Origin of the sequence: Pseudoxanthomonas sp. JBR18 (assembly GCF_028198165.1) — a bacterium.
Lineage (GTDB): Bacteria > Pseudomonadota > Gammaproteobacteria > Xanthomonadales > Xanthomonadaceae > Pseudoxanthomonas_A.
Genome location: NZ_CP116339.1, coordinates 2,061,888 through 2,079,913, shown reverse-complemented (window position 1 = coordinate 2,079,913; position 18,026 = coordinate 2,061,888). Strand labels below are relative to the sequence as shown.

Below are 18,026 nucleotides of genomic sequence, written 5' to 3'. Positions count from 1 at the left end.
GCCTTGGCCACGCCTCATACCTTGCCTTTGCGGAACAGCGACACCACCGCCAGGATCAGGAACACCACAAAGCAGATCCACGCGACGCTGGACGCCGCACCGGCAATGCCACTGAAGCCCAGGAACGCGGCGATCAGCGCGATGACGAAGAAGACGATGGCGTAATGCAGCATGGCGTGGCTCCTGTCGCGCCGGATCGGCGCGGCCCTACCATCCCGCCACCGGCATGCGCGCGGCGTGAGGAATCAGCCGCCTTCCCTCCACGCGGCTTTCAGGCGCGCCATGCCTTCGCGCATCGATACGCGCGGCACATAGCCGAAGTCGCGTCGCGCCGGCTCCATGCTGTACCAGTGCGGAGTGCACAGCTGTTCGGCCAAAAAGCGCGTCAGCGGCGGCTCGCCCTTGAGCGGCAGCAGCTTCCACAGCGTCTCGCAAGCCGCGCCGACGCGGTAGGCGGTCTTGAAGGACAGCGTCTTGTCCACCGGCGGCGTGCCGGTGGCGGCCAGAAGCGCGTTCAACACCTCGCGCATCGGCCAGGGCTCGCCGTTGGAGATGAAATAGGCCTTACCGGCGCAGACCGCGCCCGGGGCCAGGTGGTCGAAGGCATCGAAATGCGCCTGCGCGGCGTTGTCGATATAGGTGGTGTCGACCTTGTTCATGCCATCGCCGACGATCCGCAACCGCCCGCTGCGCGCGCGCGCGACTAGCCGCGGCAGGATCTGGTGATCGCCCGGCCCCCAGATCAGACGTGGGCGCAGGGCGATGGTCGCCAGGTCCGCATCGTTAGCCGCCAGCACCTGCTGCTCGGCGATCGCCTTGGTCGCCGCATAGGGCGCCTGGAAATCCTCTCCGTAAGGCACCGCGTCGGCGCCCAGGCCCTCCACCGGATGGGTGGCCCGATGGGTCACGCTGGGGGTCGAGGTATAGACCAGCCTGCTCACGCCATTGGCCCGACAGGCGGCGATGACGTTGTCGGTGCCCACGACATTGGCGCGGTGATAGCTGGCATAGCTGCCCCACGCCCCGGCCTTGGCCGCGTTGTGGAAGACCGCATCGACGCCAGCCACGGCATGGGTGATGGCATGGAGGTCGGCCAGGTCGCCGCGGATCTGGCCCACACCCATCGCCGCCAGCGCCGGGTAATCCCCTCGCTGAAAACTGATGACCTCATGCCCGCGTTCGACCAACCCGCGACACAACGCTTGGCCGAGGAATCCCCCGCCTCCGGTGACCAATAGCTTCATGCGGTGGGGACTCCCTGTTCGGCGGCCCAGCGGGCCAGCTGCTCGCGGCCGATCTTGGCGTTGTGGCGGATATCGACGGGAAACCCCGGATGCGGCAGGAAATGCTCGATCGACGCGGTGTGTGCGTGCGCGGTGGCGGCCGCGCGCAGCTGTTCGCGACTGACCACCGGCGGGCCGTCGATTTCCTCATGCTGCCAGGTCTCGGCACCAAGCTCGTAACACAGCACGGGGACCTGGCGTCCTGGCGCACCGACACCCACCAGCGCGCTGCGTGCGACGTGCTTGAGCACATTGAAGATCGGCTCGACCTGCTCGGTGTACATCGGCCCGTGCACCGTTTCCACCCGCTGGGTCTTGCGTCCGCAGAACCACAGCCGGCCCTCGGCGTCGAAATAGCCCACGTCGCCCATGCGGTGCACCACGCGCGTGCTGCCGTCGGGCAGCGTCTCGCAGATCTTGGCGGCCCGCGTGGCGGCCTCGCGGTTGAAGTAACTGTCGGTGGCGGTCGGCCCGGCCACGGTGATTTCGCCCACGCTGCCTGCGGCGACCTCTTGCACGCCGGACCATTCGGGGATCGGCGCATCGTCGATGGCGATGATGCGCACCACGTTGGGCGCCACCGCACGGCCGACACAAGTGCCGGCGCCGGCCTCGGTCGCCGCGCGGGTGGCGACCAGCTCACGGCCCTCGATCACCGCGACCGGCAGGCATTCGGTGGCGCCATACGGGGTCCAGAACTGGGCATCGGCCGGCAGCAGCGCGCGGATCTGCTCCACGATCTGCGGCGGCACCGGCGCACCGGCCGAGGTCACCCGCTTGACCGTGGGCAGCGGCTTGCCGTGCTTGGCCAGCACCCGCATCAGTGCCGGCGAGCCGAACAGCTGGGTCACCCCGAAGCGCGCGATGGCCGCATGCAGCTTGACCGGGTCGGCCTTGGCCGGCCGGGTGGGATCCATGTCCGGGATCACACTGGTCAGCCCCAGCGCGGGATCGAACAGGGCGAACGGTGGAAAGGTCGGCAGGTCCACTCCCCCCGGCGTCATGCCGAAGGCATTGCGCAGCAGGTCGACCTGGCCGACGAAATGACGATGCCGGTAGACCACGCCCTTGGGCACGCCGGTCGAGCCGCTGGTGAACAGGATGCCGGCCACGTCCTCGCCGTCGGTGGCCGCTAGCTGCGGGCCCGCACCGGCGCCGTCACGCTCGACCCGGGCCAGGGTCACCCCGCCCCAGCCCAACCTGGGGCCGGCGGTGACGAGCTTCTTCGCACTGCGCGCCCAGCCCAGCGCCAGCCGCGCCACCTGCGCCAGCGGGATGCCGATGAACGCTTCCGGCTGCGCTTCGTCCAGGCATTGCTTCAGCGCGCGCCGGTCGATGCCCGGGTCGACCAGCACCGGCACTGCGCCGGCCTTGAACAGGGCGAACATCAGCAGGAAGAACTCGGGCGAGGGCCGCACCATCACCACCGTGCGCGTGCCACGGCCGATGCCGTGCATGGCCAGGCCGGCGGCAATGGCGTCGCTGCGCGCATCCAGCTGCGCATAGGTCAGCGCGATGGCGTAGTCGCCGTGCCGGCCAGGACAGCGCAGGGCGACCTGGTCGGGACGTTCGCGGGCCAGCTCCGGCAGGCGGGCGGCAATGTTGCAGGGGCCAGTCATCGGGCCATTATCGCCGCTGGATGGCGCCGGGATGGAGGCCCCATTGCGCGGCCGCCGGATTCGGGCAGAATCCGCGGCATTCCCGCTCACCCTAAGCGCCGCGCTCCGCCCGGTGGACATCGCCATGCATCCCTGCCTGACCTGCGGCGCCTGCTGCACCCAGTACCGCGTCGCCTTCCACTGGCTCGAGTCGGACAGCGTCACCCCCGGCGGGGTCCCGGCGGCGATGTCCGAGCCGCTGGATGCGCATCGCCTGTGCATGCGCGGGACCTACGCCGCGCCGATCCGTTGCGTGGCCCTGGATGCGCAGATCGGGACCTATTCGCGTTGCTCCATCCACGCCAACCGCCCCAGCGTGTGCCGCGAAGTGGATGCCTCCTGGGAATACGGCGTGGCCAGCCCGCAATGCGACAAGGCGCGCATCGCCCACGGGATGGCGGCCCTATCCCCCGCGGACTGGCCGGCGGTGCCCGTGCCCAACCGCGACGACGGCCCGGCCAACGATGACCCGGGCATCGACCACGACCACGACCACGATCCAGAGCGCCCGCGCCCGCTGCGCGTGGCCTGAGGGAGCCGATGTCCTGCTGCAGGGGCCACGGGAATTCCCCGTGCAGGGCCACTTGTCCCCATCGCGCAACGCACACGTCGCGCGGAGCTTGCTCCGCTGGACGGATACCGAAGAACTTGTAGCGCGGAGCTCGCTCCGCTGCGCGACCGCCCCAAAAGCAGCGGAGCCAAGCTCCGCGCGACGCGTCCTACAGCGGGTGGGCGTCCAGGAACGCGCGGATCGCCGGCACCAGTTCGGCGGCCTTGTCCTCCAGCACGTAGTGCCCGGCATCGTCGAACGCGGTGACCTGCGCCTGCGGCAGGGCCTGGCGGAAGCCCGCCAGGAAATGCCGGTCGAACACGAAGTCCTTCAGCCCCCAGCCAATGAAGGCCGGGCGGTCGGCGAAGGACGGCAGGGCCTTGCCGGCGGCCTCCAGCAGCGGCCAGGCGCGGTCGGCCGCCGAGAGCGGAATGTCCTGCATGAAGCGCACCGTGGAGATCCGGTTGGCCCAGCTGTCGTACGGCGCCACATAGGCGTGGCGCACGTCGGCCGGTAGCTTGTGCTCGATCCCCAGGTACGAGGCACCGCCGGAGAAGGCGTTGAAGGCGCGAATGATGAAGCTGCCGAACCGCGAATCGCGGCCCAGCGCGATCTGCCACGGCATCGCCTTGGCCGCCGGCAGCGGAAAGGCTGCGGTGTTGGTGATCACCAGGCGCTTGACCTGGGCGGCGTGGGTCAGCGCCCAGCCGAAACCGATCATCCCGCCCCAGTCGTGCACCGCCAGCGTCACCGGCGTGGCATCGTCGATGCCGGCGTGGCGCAGCAGCGCCTGCAGGTCATCCACGCGCGATTGCAGGGTGTAGTCGTAGGCCGGCGCGCCCCTGCCATGCGGATGCGAGAGCCCGCCGCCATCGTCCGGCTTGTCGGAAAACCCCATGCCCACGTGGTCGGGCACGATGCAGCGGTAGCGATCCGACAGCCCGCTGACCAGCTTGCGCCAGTAATAGCTCCAGGACGGATTGCCGTGCAGCATCACCACGACCTCGCCATCGCGCGGACCTTCGTCCAGGTAGGACATGGACACGCCCGGCCGCACCTCGAAGCGCTTGGGGGTGAAGGGATAACCGGGCAGCTGCATCGGGCGACGTCAGGGAATGGCGGACGGGCGCGCATTGTAGGGCACTGGTTTGCGCGGCCGGGCGGGACGCCCCCGCTCCTGGATCGTTGACGCACCGGCAGGGTGCGACCGCATCGCAGGGACTACCATGTAGACAACTCCCCGCTGCCGAATGCCATGTCTGCCTCGCCCACGCCTCCCTCCCATCTCGACGATCAGCAGATCGAGCGCCTGTCCGACCTGCTGGATCGACGCGCGGTGCCGTTCAAGGGCTTCAACCTGGAGGCGCTGGACGGGTTCCTGTCGGCGCTCGCGGTATCGCCCTCGCAGGTCCCGCCCAGCGAATGGGAGCCGGTGGTCTGGGGTGGCAAGGCGCCGCGCTGGGACAGCCCCGAGGAAGCCGCGCAGGTGCAGCAGTTGCTGCTGGGCCACTGGAACATGTGCACGGCCCGCGTCCGCCACGATGGCGACAGCCTGCCCGACCACCTGGCGCCCCTGATGTGGCTGCCCGAAGACCCGGAACTGACCGGCGAGGACGCGCTGCGCGAGGACGAACTCGATGTCGGCGGCGACTGGGCGCTGGGCTTCTTCACTGCCGTGGGGCTGCGCGAGGCCGAGTGGGATCAATGGCTGGATGACAACGACTGGATCGAGGAGCTGTTCGACTACCTCGACCGCCTGGCCAGTGGCGAGACGATCAACCCCGACGACCCGACCGCCGAGGGCACGCCGGTCAGCTACCGCGAGCGCCTGGAAATCATCTCCGGCATCCCGTCCATGCTGGCCGACCTCAACCACCACCGCGTGGACGCCCAGACCCCGCGCGAGCCGGTCCGCCGCGACGCCGCCCCCGGCCGCAACGACCTGTGCTCCTGCGGCAGCGGGAGGAAATACAAGAAGTGCTGCGGGGCGAACTGAGCGGCGATTGAGCCGTCCCCAGAAAGACCACTTGCCATGTGCCCCACGGCTCACGCTGTGCGCCACTCCGGCTCGATACGGAACGCTCTTCCTGCGTTTGGCGGGCCTGCTGCCTACCGGCAACAGGTCAGCGCTTGGTAACGCTCGAACAGGAACGCGACCCGCCCCGCGTCCGTGGACAGCTTGGGCGCCTTGCGGCCAGCCCTGACCAACCTTGGCAAAGGCTCGCACAGCCCCTGATCTCGCTAAGGCTTAGTGGCCATCCGGCTGCTGTCCTCATAGCGGCTGCGCTCCTTCGCTGAGGATGTCGAGATAGTGCTGATAAGCGAACACGCGATGGCGCTGTTGGCCGGTCAGTTCGTTAACGATTTCCAGTTCTTGTAGCGTGCGTACGGCCGCGCGGATCGTCGGGCCGCTCAGCGCAAGTTGCGGGGCGACCTGCGGAACCGTCAGGACAACGCGACGGGCGAATTGTTCGAACACGAGGCCGACGTTGCCGGCACGCTGCCCAAGCGCGGCAATGCGCGCACGATCGCGCGCGAGCAGAGCCAGCAACCTTTGCGCGGTTTCCACGGCCTGCTGCGCGGTTTCCGCCACGCCATCGAGAAAGAAGCCCAACCAGCCCTCCCAGTCACCCGCAACGCGGACGGCATTGAGGCGGTCGTAGTAATCCGAACGGCGACGCTTGAAGTACAAACTGAGGTACAGGCTCGGCTCGCGCAATACACCCTCGCTGCACAGGATCAGGGTGATCAACAGCCGTCCGAGCCGTCCGTTACCGTCACTGAAGGGATGGATGGTCTCGAATTGCACATGCGCCAGCGCCGCTTTGACCAGCGGCGGCACCTGTCCGATAGGCGCATGCAGGAATTGCTCGAGCCTGGACAACGCGTCCGGCAACACATCCGGCGGCGGTGGCACGAAATGCGCCAACGCTGGTGACGCTCCGCCCACCCAGACTTGGCCTGTGCGGAACTCGCCAGGCTGTTTGCTTGCACCGCGCCCGCCCTTCAACAGCAGCGCGTGCATCTCCCGGATCAGCCGCAGCGACAGTGGGAAGTCGTCATCGCGCATTCGGCGCAAGCCGTGATTGAGCGCAGCGACATAGTTGGACACCTCTTCCACATCGTCGATCGGCACACCTGGCGCGGCGTCCACTTCGAAAAGCAGCAGGTCCGACAGCGAGGACTGTGTGCCCTCGATCTGCGAAGACAGCAGTGCTTCTTTACGGACGTACTGATAAAGGAACAGCTCGGGATCGGGCAGCATCAGGGTGATGCCATCCAAGCGCCCCAAAGCCTGGTCGGCCCGCTCCTTGCGGGACACCAGTTCCACCCGTGAAAAATCCAGCGGCGGGTCCGGCGGCAGCGGATCGGGGATGAAGGCCTGGTAACGGCTCCCTGCAAGAGAGCCTGAGACGTAATGTCCGGTCGTTTGCCGCGTCATGCGGGTTTCCTTACAGGAGGTCGGACTCCATATAAGGAAATTTATACCCCAAATTCTTACTTAAGACGAACCACCGGCCGGGCAAGGAAAACTCTTGCCCCACCCGTTGGCAAGATCAACTCACCACACCACTTCGGCCATCGTGCAGTTCAGGCCCGAGCCGATGCCCAGCAGGGCGATGCGGTCGCCCTTCTTCAGGCGGCCCAGTTCCTTGAGCTTGCTCAGCACGATCGGCACCGAGGCCGGGCCGATGTTGCCGTGCTCGCCGAAGATGGTCATGACCTTCTTCGGGTCGATGCCGAAGGCCTTGATGAAGGCGGCGGTGTGCGGCTGGCTGACCTGGTGGATGATGAACTGGTCGATCTCGTCCACCGCCCAGCCCAGCGCCTGGCGCGCGGCCACGAAGGTCTTCTGGGCCAGCTTCATGCCCTCGATCAGCAGCATCTTGGTGTCGGTGACCATGCGGTCCAGGTTGCCGCGGCACAGCTTGTTCCACTCGGTCGCCGAGCGGGTCACGCCGCCCTTGTAGACCGGTGCGTCGGGCACCAGCTCGCGGCGCGCCATCACCATGGCCACCGAGCCGCAGCCCAGGGTCAGGGCGGCCAGTTCGTCACGGAACTGCGCCTCGGTCACGCCCGGGGCGGTCATGCGCTCCAGGGTCTTTTCGTAAACCAGGTTGGCGGTCTCGCCATCGACGACCAGCGCGTATTCGATCTCGCCGCGCTCGATCATGCGCGCGGCGATGTCCATGCCATTGATGAAGGCCAGGCAAGCATTGGCCACGTCGAAGGCCATGCAGTGGTCGCCCACGCCCAGGTTGCCCGAGACGATCGAGGCGGTGGACGGCTCCAGGAAGTCGCGGCTGACCGAGGTGTTGATCAGCAGGCCCACGCGCTCGGCGCCGATGCCGGCATCGGCCAGCGCCTTGCGGGCGGCCATCGTCGCGGCATCGGAGGCCTGGGTCTCGTCGTCCCACAGGCGACGGGCGTGCACGCCGGCGACATCGTTGAGCACGTCGGTCCGGATGCCCAGCCGGTCGAAGGTCGGCTGCAGACGGGCGTTGATTTCCTTGGAGGTCAGCGTGTGCGGCGCATCGACGTGCGCCAGTCCCGCGATGGAGACGTTCTCGAAAAGCATTGGACGGGTGCCCAGGCTGGAGGCGAAGGGGCGCCAAGGGTAGCCGGTTCCGGGGGTTCACGCATCTTTGACGCAATGCGCAACGTCTGCGCAGGCGTCGGCTACGTCGCGCTACGGGCGCGCAACGTGCGTTGGCGGGGCTACGTGGCCTTTCAGCGGCAGCGGTAGGCCGCGAAGCGCTGCTCGCCATCGGTGGGCGGGGTCAGCGGCTGGATGGTGTCGGCCTGCAGGCTCAGGGCCTCGTTGCGGGCCAGGGTTTCCAGTTCGTCGCGCACCTTGAGCTGGTTGCGGTCGTAGAAGGCGATCTTGTCCTTCACCGAGACCGACACCTCGCCCAGCTTGGGGCAACTGCTGGGCGTGCCGGCCGGCAGGACCTTGATCGCCTGGCCCTGCGGGGTCAGCTCCACCCAAGTGCAGGCGGACAGGACGGGCAGCAAAGCGGCGGTCAGGACGATCAGGCGCATGGAGGCTCCGGTCGAAGGCAGGACGTAAGGAAGGCCTGCATGGTGCCGGACCCAGGATGAATGGGGAAGACAAGGCCGGCGGGGTGGAGCCGCCGCAGTGGCGATCAGGCCTCGGCGGGAAACGCGACGTCGCCGCCATGGCGACTCCCACCAACACGCAAAAGCCCCGGCCCGCACACGGCGGGCCGGGGCTTTCGGATCACACCAGCCGTCGGCTTACTTGGCCGGCGTCTTGGTCACCGGATGGCCGTCGGCGTCGATCACGCTGACCTGCCCCAGCTTCAGCGCGCGCACCGGCGCCTCGATCTTGGACAGGTCGCCCACGATCACCCAGGTCAGCGCGTTGGGGTCGATGCCCCTGGCCGCGGCGTTGGCCTGTTCCGGCGTGAAGGCCTCGACCTGTGCGTTGCGCACCTGCACCCAATTGTCCGGGCGCCCGTAACGCACGATGCTGCCAATGGTGCCCATCACCGCCGAGGCGGTTTCATAGGCACCGGGCTGGCTGCGCAGCTCGTTGGCCACCACCTTGTCGACTTCAGCCGCGGTGGCCGGTGCCTTGCCGGTGGTGTAGTCGGCGATCTCACGCTGCATCTCGGCCACCGACTCGGCGGTCTTGTCGATCTGCACCGGAGCCACGGAGAGGAACGGGCGCTGGCCCAGCGCGCCGACCAGGACGGTGCGAGCCCCGTAGGACCAGTGCTTGTCTTCGCGCAGGTTCATGTTCATGCGCGAGGTGAACGAGCCGCCCAGCACCTCGTTGCTCATCTCCAGCTTCACCGCACCCGGGTCCTTGGTGGAGGGCATCAGCTCGCCCGCATAGATATTGGCCTGCACCGCACCGGGCTGGTCGATCAGGAACACCCGCGGCTTGGCCGGGCGCTTGACCTCCGGGATCGCCACCCCGGCCTTGGCCGTGCCAGTCCCCTTCCAGTCACCGAAATACTTGTCCAGCATCGGCACGATCTTGCCCAGCGTGGTGTCGCCGACCACGATGACCGTGGCCTTCTCCGGGCGCAGCCACTGCTGCTGGTAATTGAGCAGGTCGTTGCGGTCGATGGAGTTGATCGCCGCGGCGGTGCCGCTGCCGGTGAACGGGATGCCGTAAGGATGGGCGTCGCCATAGAGCAGCGGCGGCAGCACGCGCAGGGCCGCAGTCTGCGGACGCGCCTTTTCCTGGGCGATGCCGGCGATCCACTGGGCCTTGACCCGGTCGATCTCGGACTGGTCGAAGCGCGGGTCACGCAGCATGGTCGAGAACAGGCCGATCGAGGCGTCCAGATTCTCCTTCAGTGCCGAGACCGAAGCGCTGGCGCCGTCCAGCGAGGCGTCGGCGCCCAGCTTGGCGCCCAGTTCCTCGGCGCGCGACTTGAACGCCAGCGAGCCCAGGTCGCCGGCGCCCTCGTCGAGCATCGCGTTGGCAAAGCCGGCCGTGCCCAGCTTGCCACCGGCATCGCTGGCATATCCGCCGTCGAACTCGTAGCTGATGTTGACCACCGGGATGTCGTGGCGCTCGGCCAGGACCACGGTGCTGCCGTTCTTCAGCGTGGCGTGCTGCAGTGCCGGGAACTTCAGGTCCGGGAAGCTCGTCACCTTGGGCACGCCCTTGCTGCGGTCCACGCCGGTGGCCTCGGTGGCGTACTTGGGATCGGGCTTGGGCAACGGCAGCGGCGCGGCCTTCACCGTGTCCGCCTCGTCCAGCGGCTTGCGCTCGCCCGGTTCGACCACGAAGGTGTGGCTCGGCTTGCCCAGCCACTTGGCGGCCACCTCGCGCACCTGCTCACGCGTGGCCGACTGCACGTTGGCCAGCGATTCGCGGAAACAGCCCGGGTCACCGGTGAAGGTCGCGCACGACGCCAGCGCGTCGGCCTTGCCGCCGAAGCCGCCGATCCGCTCGATCCCGCGAATGAAGCCAGAACGGTAGTTGGTCTTTGCGCGCTCCAGCTCCTCCTCGGTGGGACCTTCGGTGATCAGGCGCTGCAGTTCCTCATCGATCACCGACTCCACCTTCGCCTCGTCCACGCCCTGCTTGACCATGGTGCGGATGAAGAACGTGCCGCTGAGCTGCTGGCTGTAGCTGGCCGTGCCGATGCTGTCGGCCAGCTGGTCCTGGTGGACCACGCGCGCGTCCAGGCGCGAGCTGGCGCTGCCGCCCAGCACGTCGGACACCAGGTCCAGCAGGTCCGAATCGCGGGTGCCGGCCTGCGGGGTGTTCCAGATGCGCTGGATCATCACCTGCGGGACCTTGTCTTCCAGCACGGTGCGCCCGGACTGCTTGAGGACCGCCAGGTCGACCTTGGGCTGGGCCATCGTCGGGGTGGCGGGGATGTCGCCGAAGTACTTGGCGACCTTCTCCTTGGCCGTGGCCAGGTCGATGTCGCCGGCCAGCACTAGCACGGTGTTGTTAGGCCCGTACCAGGTCTTGAACCAACGCTTGACGTCATCCAGCGAGGCGGCGTTGAGATCTTTCATCGAGCCGATCGTGGTGTGGTGGTACGGGTGGCCGTCCGGATACATGGTGTGCGCGACGACTTCGCGCAGCTGGCCATAGGGCTGGTTCTCGCCCTGGCGCTTTTCGTTCTGGACCACGCCGCGCTGCTCATCGAGCGTCTTCTGGTCGATCGCGCCGACCAGGTGGCCCATGCGGTCGGACTCCATCCACAGCGCCATGTCCAGCGCGGTGGTCGGCACGTTCTCGAAATAGTTGGTGCGGTCCGAATTAGTGGTGCCGTTCATGTCGGTGGCACCGGCCTGCTCGAACGGGGCGAAATACTCGCCCGGCGCGTTCTCGCTGCCGTTGAACATCAGGTGTTCGAACAGATGCGCAAAGCCACTGCGCCCGGCCGGCTCGTCCTTGCTGCCCACGTGGTACCAGAGGTTCACCGCCACGATCGGCGCCTTGCGGTCGGTATGCACGATCACGCGCAGGCCGTTGGGCAGGGTGAACTGCTCGTAGGGGATGTCGACCTTGGCCGGCGCGGTGGCGGCGGTCGGCGCCTGGGCGCCCGCCGTGGCGGTCACGCCCCCCAACAGGGCGGTGGACAGGGCCAGGGAAAGCAGGCGGATCTGGGGACGCGTCGAAATGCGCATGGAACTCCTTGTCTATATAAGCCCGCGACGAGACGACGCCTGCGGAACGGGGGAATCGGCCAACGATGCTAGGCCGCGGCGACGGCGATTTCACTAGGCCTTAAGCCATGGATGTCACGACCGTCAACCATCCCAAGCCGCCGCCCAGCACCACGGCGCGCGTCGCTCGATTCAAACCCTGCGGGCGGACACCGCATCGGACGAGGTGTTCGCGGACACCGTAGCGGACACCGGACAGCCGGCCAGCCCATAAGAAATCCAACAAAAACAAAAGGATGTGATTGGCACGCTGCCTGCTTCAATAAACCTGCACCCAGCCAGCTCAGTCCATTTGCTGAACATTAAATGAATGCATGAGGGATTTCTTCAATCCCGGCTTGATCTTGCTGATTAGGTGTTCTACCTTACTACCACACCACGCAACTACACCGATAGGAGAGCAACCATGAACACCAACGTCCTGCTGCCGCTGACCGCCGCCACCCTGTTCGCCCTGTGCGCCGGCTCGATGGTCCTGTCCCAGCGCGCTGACTCGCAGCCGACCCTCGGCACCGCCAGCACCCTCGCGGCGAGCACCTCGGCTCCGGCCATCGTCGACCTGCCGAGCGTCAGCGTCCGCCCCGATCCGGCCGACCTCGCGTATTTCGAAGCCGCCGGCAGCCAGCGCGTCGTCGACCTGCCGGCGGTGACGGTGCACCCCGACATGGCCGACCTGGCCTACTACCACGCGGCCCAGGGCGCCCAGCGCGTGGTGACCCTGGCGGCGGTGACCGTGCGCCCGACGGCCGACGATCTGGCCTATTACCTGGCCCATCAGGCTGGCCAGGTCGCCGATATCGAGGCCCGCGCCGTGCAGGCCGGCACCCGCCAGATCGACAGCCAGATCGCCCGTGCCGGCAGCATCGCCCGCGAGGTTGCCACCCGCTGAGCGCCGCAGTGCGGGCACGACGTGCGCTATCCCCTGCGCCGCGCCCGCCTGCCGTGAAGGAGGCCACCAGCCTCTAGACTTGCGCAGGCCGCTTTTTCCGACCTGTGACCTCGATGTCGATTCAACGCTTCAGTTCCGCCATCGCTGCAACCGTTGTGCGCACCGCATGAGTGCCCCGTTCCAGCTCGATGTCCTGCTCTACCAGCCCGAGATCCCGCCCAACACGGGCAACGTGATCCGGCTGTGCGCCAACACCGGCGCACGCCTGCACCTGATCCGCCCGCTCGGTTTCGCTCTTGAAGATCGCCAGCTCAAGCGCGCCGGGCTGGATTACCACGAGTACGCCGCCCTGCAGGTGCACGACGACCTGCCGGCGGCATTGGCGGCCATCGCCCCACGCCGCCTGTTCTGCCTGAGTACCCGCGGACGCCATCGCTATGACGCGGTCGCGTACGGCCCGGGCGACGCATTCCTGTTCGGCCCGGAGACCCGCGGCCTGCCGGCCGAGGTGCTCGAATCGGTCCCGGACGAACAGCGCCTGCGCCTGCCGATGCGGCCGGACAACCGCAGCCTCAATCTGTCCAACACCGTGGCGATCATGGTGTTCGAAGCCTGGCGCCAGCAGGGCTTCGTCGGCGGCAGCTGAACGCCTAGCGCCGCATCGCTTGCAATTGAATCGCGTGCGATATAAATTACGCGCCATGGCCTCCCAGGACCTCCCGACCCGCGATTTGCTGCAGCTGGACAACCAGCTGTGCTTTGCGCTGTATTCGGCCAACCTCGCGCTCAGCCGCACCTACCGCGGCCTGCTGGCCGAGCTGGGCCTGACCTATCCGCAGTATCTGGTGATGCTGGTGCTGTGGGAGCGCGATGGGCAGACGGTGTCGGCCATCGGCGAGAAGCTGTTCCTGGACTCGGCCACGCTGACGCCGCTGCTCAAGCGCCTGCAGGTCGCTGGTCTGCTGACGCGCACCCGCGCCGTACAGGACGAGCGCCAGGTCGAGATCCACCTGACCGACGCCGGTCGCGCCCTGCGCACGCAGGCGCAGGCGGTCCCGGAAGGCCTGTTCTGCGCCATGGATTGCAGCCCGGACCAGCTGGTGCAGCTCAAGACCCAGCTCGAAGACCTGCGCGACAAGCTCGGCCGCGCCGCTCCTGCTCCCTGATTCACCCCACCCCGCTCCCTCGCTCCACCCATCAAATCGCACGCGATTCAATCGCATACAACCAAGGAGTTCATCATGCAACCCGACAAGATCCTCTACACCGCCACCGCCATCGCCAAGGGCGGCCGCGAAGGCCGCGGCATCACCCCCGAGGGTCCGCTGGACCTGCAGCTGTCCACGCCGAAGGAACTCGGCGGCGCCGGCGGCCCGGGCACCAACCCCGAGCAACTGTTCGCCATCGGCTACGCGGCATGCTTCATCGGCGCCATGAAGGCGGTGGGCGCGCGCGAGAAGATCAAGGTGCCCGATGACGTCGCCATCGAAAGCCACGTTGGCATCGGCCCGGCCGGCAGCGCGTTTGCCATCGCTGTCGAACTGAAGATCGAGCTGCCGGGCATGGAGCGCGAAGTGGCGCAGAAGCTGGTCGACACCGCCCACCAGGTCTGCCCGTACTCCAACGCCACCCGCGGCAACGTGGACGTGGTGCTGACCCTGGTCTGATCCAGGCGCTGCACATTGCGAAAGACAGAGACGGCGCCGCAAGGCGCCGTCTCTGTCTTACGTGGGAGTCGCCATGGCGGCGAAAGCTTCACCGGGGAAGCCACATCGCCGCCGTGGCGGCCCCCACGCGCAGACCTGTCAGATATCCAGATACAGGTCCGCGCTGTTCTTGACCTCTTCCATCACCGCGTAGGTCCGGGCCTCGCGCACGCCCGGCAGCTTCCACAGCACGCGGCCGGCCAGCTCGCGGTAGTCGGCCATGTCGGCCGCGCGCAGCTTGATCAGGTAATCGAAGCCGCCGGCCACCAGATGGCATTCCATGACCTCGGGCTGGTCTTTGATCGCGGCCTGGAACTGCTCCAGGATGTTATGGGTGGTGCGGTCCAGCAGGATCTCCACGAACACCAGCATCCCGGCGCCGAGCTTCTGCGGATTCAGCCGCGCCCGGTAGCCGATGATGTAACCCTCGGCGGTCAGCCGCCGCACCCGCTCCAGGGTCGCGGTCGGCGACAGATGCACCGCCTCGGCCAGCTTCAGATTGGTGATCCGGCCGTCCTGCTGCAGCAGGGCGAGGATTCTGCGGTCGGTCCGGTCCAGCGCAGCAGGAAGTTGGCTCATCGCCGGATCATAGTCCCGTCAACCGAACAAAGCACGGCGAATCCGGGATGAGAATGGCACATCTCCAGCACCCTCGCTAACAGGTGGTCAATCATGCGGTTACCTAGTCCCTATCGTCCTGAAGCCGAGGTCACCACCGCGCTGCTGCAGCGCCTGCAGGGACTGGATTGGGCCTTGGCCAGCGGCGATGCGATCAGCTGGATCGGCCAGGTCCGCGCATCCAAGCCCTCGGCCTTCGCCATGGAAACGCTGCTGCGCGAATTCCCGCTCTCCAGCGCCGAAGGCTTGGCCCTCATGCGCCTGGCCGAAGCCCTGCTGCGCGTGCCCGATGCCGACACGGCCATGGCCCTGACCGCCGACCAACTGGGCCGCGCCGATTTCTCCGGCGCCTCGCAGTCCTGGCTGGCCACGCTGTCCAACCAAGCCATCAGCCTGTCCAAGAAGATGCTGGGCGAGGACGGCCAGAAGGCGGGGTTCTTCTCCAGGATGGGCGCCAAGGCGGTGGTCGCCGCGACGGTGCGCGCGGTGCAGCTGATGGGTAAACAGTTCGTCATGGGCGAGACCCTGGACGAGGCGCTGGATGACGCCCGCAAGCAGCGCAAGGCGCGCAAGGGCCTGCGTTTTTCCTACGACATGCTGGGCGAGGGCGCGCGCACCGATGCGGACGCGCAGACCTACATGCGCAAATACCACGCGGCCATCGCCGCGCTGGCCTCCAGGCGCGACCGCAGCGTGCCGGTGGAGCAGGCCGACGGTGTCTCGATCAAGCTCTCGGCCATCGAGGCGCGCTACGAGGCCGTGCAGCACGACCACGTCATGGCGCACCTGGTGCCCCGCGTGTGCGAGCTGGCCGAGGTTGCGGCCCAGGCCGACCTCAACCTGACCATCGACGCGGAAGAAAGCGAACGCCTGGCCCTGTCGCTGGACGTGCTGGAAGCCGTTGCCCGGCATGTGTCGGCGAAGTATCCGCAGTGGAATGGCTTTGGCCTGGCCGTGCAGGCCTACCAGACCCGCGCGCTGGAGACGATCGAGGAGGTTGCGCGTATCGCGCGGGCCTGCAAGCTGCGCTTCATGGTGCGCCTGGTAAAGGGCGCCTACTGGGACTACGAGATCAAGCGCGCGCAGGAGCTGGGCCTGGACGCCTTTCCGGTGTTCACCCACAAGCACCACACCGACCTGTCCTATCTGGCCTGCGCGCAGGCGATGTTCGGCATGCCCGACGCGATCTACCCGCAGATCGCCGGCCACAACGCCGGGACGATCGCCGCCGTGCTGCATCTGGCGCGCGCGGCCGGTGTGCCGTTCGAGCTGCAGCGCCTGCACGGCATGGGCGAGGCCGTGCATGACGCCGCGCACCGGCAATACCCGGACGTGGGCCTGCGCGTGTACGCGCCGGTCGGCCCGCACAAGGACCTGCTGGCCTACCTGGTGCGTCGCCTGCTCGAGAACGGGGCGAATTCCTCCTTCGTCCACCAGCTGGCCGATGACACGCTGCCGGCCAGTGCGCTGGTGACCTCGCCGCTGCACGTCACCGCGGACAGCGCGGTGACCCTGCCGCTGGACATCCTGGGCGCACGCCGCAATACCGCCGGTACCGACACCGCCGATGCGGACATGGCCCAGGCGCTGACCGCCGCTTACGCCCAGGCATCGCTGCCCGCGCCGGCGCTGACCCCGATCGACCAGATCGACGCGCTGATGCAGCGCCTGGCCGCCGGCCAGAAGGCCTGGAACGCCACGCCGGTGGAGACCCGCGCCGCCGCCTTGGAGCAGGCCGCCGATGTACTGGAACGCGATCTGGCCCAGTGGTGCGCCTTGATCGTGCGCGAGGGCCGACGCACCTGGGGCGATGCGGTCTCCGAGGTCCGCGAGGCCGCGGACTTCTGCCGCTATTACGCCGCCCAGGCACGCACCCTGATGGCCCCGCAGGTCCTCCCGGGCGTCACCGGCGAGCGCAACACCTATGCCCTGCGCGGACGCGGCGTGTGGGTCTGCATCTCCCCGTGGAACTTCCCGCTGGCGATCTTCACCGGCCAGGTCGTGGCCGCGCTGGTGACCGGCAATGCGGTGGCCGCCAAGCCGGCCGAACAGACCCCGGGCGTGGGCGCGGCGATGATCGAGCTGCTGCACCGCTGCGGCGTGCCGGCCGATGCGCTGGCCGGCGTGTACGGCGCCGGCGAGACCGGCGCGGCGCTGGTCGCCCACCCGAAGACCGGCGGCGTGGTGTTCACCGGGTCCACCGCGGTGGCCAAGGCCATCGCCCGCACCCTGGCCGACAAGGACGGCCCGATCGTGCCGCTGATCGCCGAGACCGGCGGCCTCAACGCGATGATCGTCGATGCCACCGCCCTGCCCGAGCAGGTCATCGACGCGGTGGTGCAGAGCAGCTTCCGCAGCGCCGGCCAGCGCTGCTCGGCCCTGCGCGTGCTGTGCGTGCAGGAGGACATCGCCGACGGCGTGATCGACATGCTCGCCGGGGCCATCGGCCTGCTGCGCGTGGGAGATCCGGCGTACCTGGCCACCGACCTGGGCCCGGTGATCGACCAGGACGCCTTCGATACGCTGCAACGGCAGATCGCCGAAGTGGAAGGACGCGGCCGACTGATCGCGCGGGCGCCCCTGGCCTTCGATGCGCCCGCGACCGCGATCGCGCCGGTGGCGTTCGAGGTCGAGCGCCTGGAGGACGTGCGCGAGGAGATCTTCGGCCCGGTGCTGCAGGTGCTGCGCTGGAAGGGCGATGTCGAGGCCCTGGTCGAACGCATCAATGCACTGGGCTACGGCCTGACCCTGGGCGTGCAGACCCGCATCGATACCCGCGCCCAGGCCATCGCCACGCAGGCCGAGGTCGGCAACGTCTACGTCAACCGCAACATGGTCGGCGCGGTGGTCGGCGTGCAGCCGTTCGGCGGCGAGGGCCTGTCTGGCACCGGGCCCAAGGCCGGCGGCCCCAACTACCTGCCGCGCTTCTGCGCCGAGTCGGTGGTGACGATCAATACCACCGCTGCCGGGGGTGATGTTGAGTTGCTGATGGGGAGCCGTTGAGCCTGCAGGCGTCACAGCCGATGACACATCGCGACGCACGGCTGACACGGATTCTTGAGGTCCTGAACTGCCGCCTGAATTCATAAACCGTTAAGTTCAAAAATTAACGTTTGATTTCTCTTTGGGGGAGGAGACTTGGTCCCGTGCTCG

General features: G+C 67.9%; 16 protein-coding genes. 7 read left to right on the top strand and 9 right to left on the bottom strand.

What is annotated here, in order from left to right; all coding sequences use genetic code 11:
* Positions 1-14: 14 nt before the first annotated feature.
* The 3 genes from PJ250_RS09330 to oleC all read right to left on the bottom strand — a co-directional run bounded on the left by PJ250_RS09330 (position 15) and on the right by oleC (position 2,902).
* Positions 15-173, bottom strand: a complete 159-nt coding sequence (locus tag PJ250_RS09330) for a DUF1328 domain-containing protein (RefSeq protein WP_271648302.1) — start codon at positions 171-173, stop codon at positions 15-17.
* A gap of 72 nt (positions 174-245) precedes the next feature.
* Entirely contained in the window at positions 246-1,244 is a 999-nt protein-coding gene (gene oleD / locus PJ250_RS09325; RefSeq protein WP_271648301.1) for a 2-alkyl-3-oxoalkanoate reductase, read from the bottom strand.
* Complete coding sequence (gene oleC, locus PJ250_RS09320) at positions 1,241-2,902, bottom strand: olefin beta-lactone synthetase (protein WP_271648300.1); 1,662 nt, start codon at positions 2,900-2,902, stop codon at positions 1,241-1,243. The genes oleD and oleC overlap by 4 nt, the downstream gene beginning before the upstream one ends.
* Before the next feature lie 124 nt (positions 2,903-3,026).
* Between oleC and PJ250_RS09315 the strand changes: the two genes are divergently transcribed.
* A complete protein-coding gene (locus PJ250_RS09315; RefSeq protein ID WP_271648299.1) occupies positions 3,027-3,473 on the top strand; it encodes a YkgJ family cysteine cluster protein in 447 nt (148 codons plus the stop codon).
* Between the two features lie 187 nt (positions 3,474-3,660).
* On the opposite strand, the gene PJ250_RS09310 is transcribed toward PJ250_RS09315, so the two are convergent.
* Positions 3,661-4,590, bottom strand: coding sequence for an alpha/beta fold hydrolase (locus tag PJ250_RS09310; RefSeq protein ID WP_271648298.1), 930 nt, complete (start codon positions 4,588-4,590; stop codon positions 3,661-3,663).
* Positions 4,591-4,746: 156 nt separating this feature from the next.
* Between PJ250_RS09310 and PJ250_RS09305 the strand changes: the two genes are divergently transcribed.
* The gene (locus PJ250_RS09305) at positions 4,747-5,487 is read left to right on the top strand and encodes a UPF0149 family protein (RefSeq protein ID WP_271648297.1); all 741 of its coding nucleotides are present in this window, start codon (positions 4,747-4,749) and stop codon (positions 5,485-5,487) included.
* Positions 5,488-5,763: 276 nt separating this feature from the next.
* Here the strand turns inward: PJ250_RS09305 and PJ250_RS09300 are convergent, their stop codons facing one another.
* The 4 genes from PJ250_RS09300 to PJ250_RS09285 all read right to left on the bottom strand — a co-directional run bounded on the left by PJ250_RS09300 (position 5,764) and on the right by PJ250_RS09285 (position 11,621).
* Positions 5,764-6,933 (bottom strand): Fic family protein, encoded by a 1,170-nt coding sequence (locus PJ250_RS09300; RefSeq protein ID WP_271648296.1) that lies wholly within the window; start codon positions 6,931-6,933, stop codon positions 5,764-5,766.
* A 120-nt stretch (positions 6,934-7,053) separates the two neighbouring features.
* Positions 7,054-8,070, bottom strand: coding sequence for a 3-oxoacyl-ACP synthase III (locus tag PJ250_RS09295; RefSeq protein WP_271648295.1), 1,017 nt, complete (start codon positions 8,068-8,070; stop codon positions 7,054-7,056).
* Positions 8,071-8,222: 152 nt separating this feature from the next.
* Positions 8,223-8,534: a DUF4156 domain-containing protein gene (locus tag PJ250_RS09290; protein ID WP_271648294.1), complete on the bottom strand. Its 312-nt coding sequence runs from the start codon at positions 8,532-8,534 to the stop codon at positions 8,223-8,225.
* A gap of 216 nt (positions 8,535-8,750) precedes the next feature.
* Entirely contained in the window at positions 8,751-11,621 is a 2,871-nt protein-coding gene (locus PJ250_RS09285) for a M16 family metallopeptidase (protein ID WP_271648293.1), read from the bottom strand.
* 445 nt (positions 11,622-12,066) lie between these two features.
* On the opposite strand from PJ250_RS09285, the gene PJ250_RS09280 reads away from it, so the two are divergent.
* The 4 genes from PJ250_RS09280 to PJ250_RS09265 all read left to right on the top strand — a co-directional run bounded on the left by PJ250_RS09280 (position 12,067) and on the right by PJ250_RS09265 (position 14,216).
* Positions 12,067-12,549, top strand: coding sequence for a hypothetical protein (locus PJ250_RS09280; RefSeq protein ID WP_271648292.1), 483 nt, complete (start codon positions 12,067-12,069; stop codon positions 12,547-12,549).
* Positions 12,550-12,715: 166 nt separating this feature from the next.
* The gene (locus PJ250_RS09275) at positions 12,716-13,195 is read left to right on the top strand and encodes a tRNA (cytidine(34)-2'-O)-methyltransferase (RefSeq protein ID WP_271648291.1); all 480 of its coding nucleotides are present in this window, start codon (positions 12,716-12,718) and stop codon (positions 13,193-13,195) included.
* 55 nt (positions 13,196-13,250) lie between these two features.
* The gene (locus PJ250_RS09270; protein ID WP_271648290.1) at positions 13,251-13,715 is read left to right on the top strand and encodes a MarR family winged helix-turn-helix transcriptional regulator; all 465 of its coding nucleotides are present in this window, start codon (positions 13,251-13,253) and stop codon (positions 13,713-13,715) included.
* A gap of 75 nt (positions 13,716-13,790) precedes the next feature.
* Complete coding sequence (locus tag PJ250_RS09265) at positions 13,791-14,216, top strand: organic hydroperoxide resistance protein (protein ID WP_271648289.1); 426 nt, start codon at positions 13,791-13,793, stop codon at positions 14,214-14,216.
* Positions 14,217-14,354: 138 nt separating this feature from the next.
* Here the strand turns inward: PJ250_RS09265 and PJ250_RS09260 are convergent, their stop codons facing one another.
* Positions 14,355-14,834 carry an Lrp/AsnC ligand binding domain-containing protein gene (locus PJ250_RS09260; RefSeq protein WP_271648288.1) on the bottom strand — a complete coding sequence of 160 codons (480 nt, stop codon included), beginning with the start codon at positions 14,832-14,834 and terminating at the stop codon, positions 14,355-14,357.
* Between the two features lie 93 nt (positions 14,835-14,927).
* Between PJ250_RS09260 and PJ250_RS09255 the strand changes: the two genes are divergently transcribed.
* Entirely contained in the window at positions 14,928-17,876 is a 2,949-nt protein-coding gene (locus tag PJ250_RS09255; protein ID WP_271648287.1) for an L-glutamate gamma-semialdehyde dehydrogenase, read from the top strand.
* The last annotated feature ends 150 nt before the right edge of the window (positions 17,877-18,026 follow it).